We start from the raw sequence: 8,720 nt of genomic DNA on the forward strand, positions 1-8,720 counted from the left end.
TAAAAAACACAAATTAGGATAACTTTGCGGACAAAGAAAGATACCGATGATTGAACAAGCAAATTTCGATAAGACCTATACCCAAGTTGATTTTGCAAAAGAACGGCTTGCCGGTTGCGAGTTTGACGGCTGCCGATTTATGAATTGCTTGTTTTCGAACGGTGATTTGACTGGGACAGATTTTCTGGATTGCAGCTTTGAAGATTGTAACTTCATGTTGGTCAAAATCAGTGCAACTGGTCTGAAAGATGTTCGCTTTAAACGGTGTAAACTGATGGGCTTTGATTTCAGCCAGTGCAGCGATTTTCTGTTTCAGGTGGCGTTTGACTCGTGTCAACTCGATTATGCATTGTTTTCTAAAAAGAAAATGAAGCAAACCCGCTTTGAGCATTGTTCCCTCACTGAATGCGATTTTACTGCATGTCAGTTAGTTGAATCAGTATTCGAAGATTGTATTCTCACTGGGTCAACATTCTTTCGAAGCAGGCTTGAAAAGGCAGATTTTCGAACAGCAATTGGCTTTTCCATCGACCCGGAGGAAAACTATCTGAAAAAGGCCCGGTTTTCGCACTCCGGCTTAGCTGGCTTGCTTGGGAAATATGATCTGCGAATCGAAGCTTAAGTCTTAGATACTTCAATTGGCAGGAGATATTTAGAAAAATTTCAAACTCAGTATTATTTTTCGGTGAATTAATATTTCTGAAGGGTAATGACTTTCAACGTTTCACCCTCGGGCAAGGATATTTTCAACTCCTCAGCCGTTAAGTTGGCTACTCCGCGCACAGTTTCCCCGCCTGGATTGCGCCATTCCAAGGTGAAAACATCCCCTAATCCCGACGGAGTTAAAGTTCCGATCAATGCCAAATTGTCGTAGCCTAGAAGTTCGCCATTAAGAATAATCAATTTTTTCTTTCCGTTTTCGGCATCAACTAAATCAATAAAATACGTATAGTTGTAAAAAAGCTTGTTCGGTTTGTACAGGACTTCTTCCGGCTGATTTCCGCTGGACGATGTGGCCACTGGCCTTGCTAAACCTTGTTGCGCAACTACAGGCTTTTCAGCAGGTGCTTCTTGTACTGCAGGCGTGGCTGTGGGTGACGCATTGGGATCCACAGGAATATCATTCAGTTCGCTTAGTGCATCGCTAATCGCTTCCGCATACCCTTTTCTGAAGTCTTTTGAGTTTCCGGTCCCTTCGCGCGACCAGATCACTTGGTTTCTGCAATCTTTCAACTCCACCTTTAGTTTGTTTTTAAACATGTTTTTTACGGGAACAAGGTTTACGGTTAGCGCATCGCAATAATCCTCCTCCATGTCGGGAGCATGAAAAGCATGGGCCAATGATTTTTCATTGAATACCTTTTGAAGTGCCGTACTAACCCCGTATGGATTGAGGTCTTCGCCAATTTCAGGAAATTGAACGGGGATGATGATGTATTTGTATGGCTGTTGTGAAAAGGCAAGCAGATTGGCAATGAGCATTCCGGCAAGGATGAAATATTTTTTCATGATCTTCATGTTTTTAATGGAGTCTGTTTTGGTTAGCCAAACTAGCAAAATTTTCATTGCCAATCAACCCCGGGTCAAAAGGATTTTCGCAGAGGTAATTCAGCTAAATATCAAATTATTGTACGTGAGTTGAGTTCAAGCTAAAATGGTGTTTTGAAAACTACAACGGTAATTTTGAGGAGGAGGGACAAATGTTCTTTATGGAAAAAAGTTATGTTTTAGAATAGTAGTTTGAGCCGAACTATGTTGGCCGCTGATGTGTTTCCTATGGTGAGTTTATCAATTTTGCGATTCTGATAAGGGATTATCCGGAGTATCCGGACACGCTTGGCGTCTCGTGACAGATGAAGAGATTAAGCGTTTAGGAGAGAAGGTTGGGTGGTTTTATAAGTTAAATGCACCCAGCCAGAGGGTAATGATTAAACTATTATCGGAAATGAATTATTTCATTATTGATCAAGCCAGAGATGCCATTATTGCTCTTGACCTGGCTGGAGAAATCACTTACTGTAACCAGTCGGCCAGCCGGATGCTGGAATACGATGATCAGGAGTTACCAGGTAAAAACCAGCGATGTTTGTTGCCCGACGACGGCACTGATGATTTTGAAGTGGCACGAGAAGTTATTCTTTTCAATAAACCTTCAGAACCTTTTCAAACACACAGACTGACCAAGCACAACGAGCGTATTGCGGTTTCTGTTCAGTATTCGCCCATGACCGGGGAGGAAGGAATGCTTGTTGGAATTTCGCAGGTGATTCGTAAGATGAACCATTTTGAAATGGCATCAAGCAGGGCGCAGGACTTACTTGAGACAGCTCCCGACGCCATGGTCATTGTCAACCAGCAAGGACAGATAGTGCTGGTTAATGCACAAACCGAGCGCCTGTTTTCCTATCGGAAGGAAGAACTGCTGGGAAAAGCAGTTGAAATACTGATTCCCGACTCTTTTATCGAAAATCACAGGCAATATCGGCAGCATTATATCCTTCACCCAAAAACCCGAAGCATGGGCCAAGGCACGGAGCTTTATGGCAAGCAAAAGGATGGATCAACTTTCCCTGTTGAAATATCGCTCAGCCCACTGATTACTGCCGAGGGAACTTTTGTTTCCGCGGCAATCCGTGACATCAGCGATCGAAAGCGGGCAGAGTTGAAGTTTCGTAAATTGCTTGAAAGTGCGCCTGATGCGATGGTGATTGTGAGTGAGTCGGGGCTGATTCAATTGGTAAATGCCCAGGTTGAAAACATCTTTGGGTATCAGAAAAAAGAAATCATTGGCAGTCCGGTTGAAATGCTCATTCCAACGCGATTTCGGCGACAACATGGCAAACATCGGCAAAGCTTTTTCTCCAATCCTAAAATCCGCCCGATGGGAGTGGGCCTTGAGCTCTTTGGCTTGCACAAGAACGGGCATGAATTTCCTGTTGAAATATCGCTCAGCCCTTTGGAGACCGAAGAAGGTGTTTTGGTCAGTGCAGCCATCCGCGATATTTCACAACGAAAAAAGACAGAGAAAGCCATGCATACCTATAACAACGAGTTACAAATTAAAAATAAAGAGTTGGAACAGTTCGCTTATGTGGCTTCGCACGACCTGCAGGAACCATTGCGGACTGTGAAAAATTTTATCGCGCTGCTGGATAAACAGTATTCCGAACGGTTCGATGAAAATGCTGCGCAATATTTTAAATTTATTTCGCAGGCCACCACACGAATGGAAGAATTGGTCATCGGCTTACTTGATTATTCGCGTATCGGTCAGAATAAAAAAATGACCACGGTTAATTGTCAGACGCTGATCGATGATATTCGGCAGGATTTGTCGTCCCGGATTGAAGATACCAGAACAAGCTTCGAGGTCGACCACTTGCCGGTGATTCGCGGATATAAAACCGAACTTCGCCTGCTTTTTCAAAACCTGATAGCTAATGCCATTAAGTTTCGCAAGGAAGGATGCCAGCCGCACATTAAAATTTCTGCACAACAAGCAGACAATTGTTCGCAATTTCAAGTGCAGGACAACGGCATCGGCATAGCGGATAAACACAGGCAGAAGATATTTGTGATTTTTCAGCGCTTGCACAGCCGCGACAAATATGAGGGAACCGGAATTGGGCTGGCGCATTGTCAGAAAATTGTTGACCTGCATGGCGGTAAAATCTGGGTCGATTCACAGCCGGGCGAAGGAAGCAGTTTTTATTTTACGATTCAAACCGGAGACTGAAAAAATTGCCCAAAGAAAACCAAACACTTCAGCAGGAGTGATTAATTCCTGTTGGCTCATTTGATAACAATTAAACATTGAAAAACGAAACCGATGAAAATGAAATTGAAGAGTATTTTATTGATCGATGATAACGAAGCCGATAATTTTCTACACAAGCTTGTTATTCGCGATGCCGCCTGCGCCGAGCAGGTGGTCGCTGTAAATGGAGGGCAGGAGGCCCTCGAGTACCTCAGCGAAACAGAAGAAGGCCTGCATCCGCTTTCCGAACTCATTTTTTTGGATATTAACATGCCCGGGATGAATGGATGGGAGTTTTTGGAAGAATATAAAAAAATGGACATAAGCCGCACCGAACAAATTGTAGCGGTGATGTTGACCACATCGCCCAACCCTGATGACGAGGAAAAAGCCAGGCAAATTCCAGAAATTTCCAAGTTCGTAAACAAGCCTTTGTCTAAGGCCATTTTAGATGAAATTATTACAGAGTATTTTGGAGAGCGCCTTTGAAACAGGCGCTTGTCGTAATTGCATAGGCTCTCTCCAAAGCGTTTGCACAGTTTTTAGCCCGTGCCAAGGCCATTTTTAGTTTTATCTCTTAGCTTTGTGCGGCTCGTCGGCTTTATTTTTCCAGAGGGCTTTCCATGGTTTTTGTGATCGGAAAAGAACAATTGTGCTGTTGTTTGTTTATTATTGCAATAACCATTGGCTTTCACAAAGCAAAAGCGTGGTGTCGCTATTTTGTTAGAAGTGCCGGTAAGCATCCCGGATCATTCAAAAAATTATGAAAAAACCAGTATGAAACGAACAGGAATTTTAGTTGTGAATCTCGGAACCCCGGATTCGCCGACTTCGAAAGATGTTGGTGTTTATTTACGGGAATTTTTAATGGATGGCCGTGTAATCGATATTCCGTTCTGGAAACGTTGGTTATTGGTCAATTTGATCATTGTCCCGTTTCGGGCACCTAAGGTATCGCTCGAATATCAAAAACTTTGGCTCGACGAAGGCTCGCCGTTGTTAGTTTATGGGAAAGCATTGGTTAAAAAATTGGCCGGCTATTTCTCCGATGATGTGACCGTTGAATTGGCTATGCGTTATCAGAATCCATCCATCGATGTGGGTTTGCAAAAGCTTCGGAAGGCCCAGGTCGACGAGATTATTATCTTCCCCCTCTTTCCCCAGTATGCTTCGGCAACTACTGGTTCCATTGCTGAAAAAGTGATGACCATTGTGCAGAGGTGGAATGTGATTCCAAGTATTCAGTTTGTGAACAGCTATCACAATAATGAGCAGTATATTCAGAATTTCGCCGATAAAATAAAGCAGGATATGCTGATCAATGAGCCTGACCACATTCTGTTCAGCTATCACGGGATTCCAGAGCGACACCTGGATAACATGAATGAAGCTGGCACAGCTTGGTGCAGCCATACCGGAAACAAATGCGCATTTTGCAGTGCCCGTAAGCCGTATTGTTACCGTTCGGCCTGTTTTGAAACGACTGATTTGATTGCCAAAAAGTTGGGACTCGATGAAGTGAAATATACGACCTCTTTCCAGAGCCGACTGGGAAAAGACCCGTGGATCAAGCCTTATACCGATGCGACAATTCAGGAACTTGCAGAAAAAGGCAATAGCAAACTGTTGGTGGTATCACCATCGTTTGTGGCCGACTGCCTGGAAACGACGCTGGAGATTGGCGAACAGTACCGCGATTTGTTTATGGAATTCGGCGGAACTGAGTTTCATTTCACCGAAAGCCTGAATGCGGATGATAATTGGGTAAGGACAGTTTACGCTTTGATTAGTGAAAAGATGGGCGTGTCTCCTGATGGCAGTGATACAGCAAAGCGCATTCGTTTTCCTTCCGACTTGAACCAAATGGCTGGGCCAAATTAGCATGCGTTCGAAAAATAGGAAGAGACTTAAAACAAAAGACCGGCAACTGACTGCCGGTCTTTTGTTTTTCAAGAATTTGTTTTTATTCCTTCACCGAAAACTTATAAATCGTGGTGGAGTTTAAAGTGTCACCCGGTTCTAGCACCGTGCTTGGGAAATGGGGGTGGTTGGGCGAATCAGGGTAATGCTGAGTTTCCAGGCACAAGCCATACCGATGTTCGTAAATTTTTCCACTACGGCCAGTCAATGTTCCGTCCAGAAAATTTCCGGTGTAAAACTGAACCGCTGGCTCGGTTGTAAATACTTCCATGTAGCGTCCGGATTCGGGCTCGTAAACGCTGGCACAGAAAGTCATTTCGCCGTCTTCCTGATCTTTGTTCAAGATGTAGTTATGGTCATATCCACCAGCCACGGCCAGTGCGTGCATCTCCGAGTCAATCCGTTCGCCTACAGGATGAGGAATTGTAAAATCCATATCTGTTCCTTTGATTGACATGATCTTTCCGGTTGGGATCAATTCATTGGTCAGAACTTCAGTGGTTGAATCGGCGTCAATCACAACAATGTGATCCAAAATATCGCCATTGCCTTCTCCTTTTAGATTAAAATAGACATGATTAGTCAGGTTGAAATGTGTTGCTTTATCCGTAGTCGCTTGGTAGTCAATTTTCAACTCATTGTTTTCGGTCAGGGTATAAGTAACAGTCACTTCTTTATTCCCGGGAAAACCCGATGCGCCGTCCGGGCTTAATAAAGTCATTTCAACGGCTGGCCCGTCTTCGGTTTTAATTTCTTGCGCATCGTACACTTGGCGGTAAAAACTTTGCGTTCCGGAGTGCAGATTCGCGTTGTGGTTATTGACTTCCAATTGGTAAACTTCGCCGTTTAGTTCAAATTGCGCATTGGCGATCCGGTTGGCATACGGCCCAACGACAGCACCTTGTCCGGCATCCAGCGTTTGGTATTCTTCGATGGATCTAAAACCTAAGGCAACATCGGCCAACTCACCTTTGCGGTCTGGAACCATAATGGAAACGATTTTCGCCCCATAATTGGTCAGGGTTACTTTCATGCCATTGGCATTTTCGAGGGTGTACAAGGTGGTTTGCTTGCCATCAATCGAACTTTCGAAGTCAGCTTTGGTGTACAGAGCTTCTTCTTTTTTTGCAGGTTGCTGGCAGGCAACAGCGGCAATCAGGAAAAGAAATGCGAGTTTTTTCATACGTGAATTCATTTTAGATTTATTTTATTGATATTGTTGTGATTTCTTAAAAAGTCAAAGTTACTTTTATTAGTACGAACAAATTTATATAACTTTGCGTTCCATTACTACAGATGACAAAGAAAATTTTTCATATTGCAATATTAGTCATTATGGTGGTCTCTACCATGGGGTTCACCATCACAAAACACTATTGTGGCGGAGGTTTAATTGATCTTTCCATTGCCGGTGAAGTGGAAAATTGCTGCGATATGGAAGACGGTTGCTGTCATAATGAACAACAGACCTACCAGTTGGAGGAAGACTATACCGCTCCGGCAGTTTTTAATCAGATCGATTACTTCACTTTTGTTATATTTGAAATCCCTGAGTTTTTGGTCAAATCACGGGAAATAACAATCGCCTCAATTTCAAATAACTTTGGAGAATCGCCGCCTCCACGCGACGTGCTGCATTTTCTTGCCGATATTCAGGTTTACCGGTTATGATTTTGAATGATGTTCGGATTTAATAGGTTTTAAGTCCGATGGTTGCTGGTGCATTCGTTTGTACCAGAATTCTTTATTTGTAAAAAAAGAATTTAACTTGATCATTCATAATTATCAAAAGGTATGCTGAATAAAATAATAAAGTACTTTCTTGACAACAAGCTAGTTACTATGTTGCTGTTGACAGGCCTGGTAAGCTGGGGAGTGGTGACTTCGCCCTTTGGATGGGAAATAGGAGCCTTGCCCTCCGATCCGGTTCCGGTGGATGCCATTCCCGACATTGGCGAAAACCAACAAATTGTTTTCACGGAATGGATGGGGCGTTCGCCACAGGACATTGAGGATCAGATTTCCTATCCGCTAACCACTTATTTGCTTGGAATTCCGGGTGTGAAATCGATTCGCAGTTCTTCAATCTTCGGATTTTCAAGCATCTTCATCATTTTTGAAGAGGACATTGAATTTTACTGGTCGCGCTCGCGCATTCTCGAAAAGCTGAGTTCGCTGCCGTTGGGTTTGCTGCCGGACGGGGTGCAGCCAGCACTTGGACCAGATGCCACCGCTTTGGGCCAAGTGTATTGGTACACGCTTGAAGGTCGCGACAAGGATGGAAATCCTACCGGAGGTTGGGATTTACATGAAATCCGCTCAGTTCAGGACTTCTACGTAAAATATGGACTGAATGCTACCGAAGGTGTTTCGGAAGTGGCTTCCATCGGTGGCTTTGTGCAGGAATATCAGATCGATGTCAACCCGGACGCCCTGAAAGCTTATAACATTCCGCTGCACAAGGTAATGCAGGCGGTGCAAAAGTCGAACCGAGATGTCGGTGCCAAAACCATCGAAATTAACCAGGCTGAATACCTGGTGCGTGGCTTGGGCTACGTGAAAAATGTGGGAGACCTGGAGAAAGCGGTGGTGGCTGTTTCGCAGAATAGTCCCGTGCGCATCAAGGATATCGGGATGGTTAGCCTGGGGCCGGCATCGCGGCGTGGTGCTCTGGACAAAGACGGAGCCGAGGTGGTGGGTGGCGTGGTGGTTGCCCGTTATGGAGCCAATCCCTTGCAGGTGATTAACAACGTGAAAGAGAAAATCAAGGAGATTTCGCCCGGGCTGCCAAAAAAAACATTGGAGAACGGAGTGGTTAGCCAATTAACGATCGTTCCTTTTTATGATCGATCCGGATTGATTTACGAAACCTTGGGAACGCTGGAAGAAGCCATTTCGCTTCAAATCCTGATTGTCATCCTGGTAGTGATTGTGATGGTATACAACCTGCGGGCCTCATTTTTAATCTCCAGTTTATTGCCCATTTCCGTATTGATGGTGTTTATTGCCATGCGCTATTTTGGTGTCGATGCCAATATTGTGG

General features: G+C 44.2%; 8 protein-coding genes. 6 read left to right on the forward strand and 2 right to left on the reverse strand.

What is annotated here, in order from left to right:
- Positions 1-46 precede the first annotated feature (46 nt).
- On the forward strand, positions 47-622 hold the full coding sequence (locus AAC033_RS05605) for a pentapeptide repeat-containing protein (protein ID WP_339736282.1): 576 nt from the start codon (positions 47-49) through the stop codon (positions 620-622).
- Positions 623-690: 68 nt separating this feature from the next.
- Here AAC033_RS05605 and AAC033_RS05610 read toward each other — a convergent pair whose 3' ends face one another.
- Positions 691-1,509 carry a hypothetical protein gene (locus AAC033_RS05610; protein WP_339736284.1) on the reverse strand — a complete coding sequence of 273 codons (819 nt, stop codon included), beginning with the start codon at positions 1,507-1,509 and terminating at the stop codon, positions 691-693.
- A gap of 436 nt (positions 1,510-1,945) precedes the next feature.
- On the opposite strand from AAC033_RS05610, the gene AAC033_RS05615 reads away from it, so the two are divergent.
- The 3 genes from AAC033_RS05615 to hemH all read left to right on the forward strand — a co-directional run bounded on the left by AAC033_RS05615 (position 1,946) and on the right by hemH (position 5,638).
- Positions 1,946-3,736 (forward strand): PAS domain S-box protein, encoded by a 1,791-nt coding sequence (locus tag AAC033_RS05615; protein WP_339736286.1) that lies wholly within the window; start codon positions 1,946-1,948, stop codon positions 3,734-3,736.
- Between the two features lie 93 nt (positions 3,737-3,829).
- Entirely contained in the window at positions 3,830-4,246 is a 417-nt protein-coding gene (locus AAC033_RS05620) for a response regulator (RefSeq protein ID WP_339736288.1), read from the forward strand.
- Positions 4,247-4,534: 288 nt separating this feature from the next.
- Positions 4,535-5,638 carry a ferrochelatase gene (gene hemH / locus AAC033_RS05625; RefSeq protein WP_339736290.1) on the forward strand — a complete coding sequence of 368 codons (1,104 nt, stop codon included), beginning with the start codon at positions 4,535-4,537 and terminating at the stop codon, positions 5,636-5,638.
- 82 nt (positions 5,639-5,720) lie between these two features.
- Here hemH and AAC033_RS05630 read toward each other — a convergent pair whose 3' ends face one another.
- Complete coding sequence (locus tag AAC033_RS05630) at positions 5,721-6,860, reverse strand: aldose epimerase family protein (RefSeq protein WP_339736292.1); 1,140 nt, start codon at positions 6,858-6,860, stop codon at positions 5,721-5,723.
- A 113-nt stretch (positions 6,861-6,973) separates the two neighbouring features.
- Between AAC033_RS05630 and AAC033_RS05635 the strand changes: the two genes are divergently transcribed.
- Together AAC033_RS05635 and AAC033_RS05640 are read left to right on the forward strand one after the other, a co-directional pair.
- Entirely contained in the window at positions 6,974-7,348 is a 375-nt protein-coding gene (locus AAC033_RS05635; RefSeq protein ID WP_339736294.1) for a hypothetical protein, read from the forward strand.
- A 123-nt stretch (positions 7,349-7,471) separates the two neighbouring features.
- Positions 7,472-8,720: efflux RND transporter permease subunit (locus tag AAC033_RS05640; RefSeq protein WP_339736296.1), on the forward strand; the 1,249-nt coding region annotated here is incomplete at its 3' end.

Origin of the sequence: uncultured Sunxiuqinia sp. (assembly GCF_963974515.1) — a bacterium.
Taxonomy (GTDB): domain Bacteria; phylum Bacteroidota; class Bacteroidia; order Bacteroidales; family Prolixibacteraceae; genus Sunxiuqinia.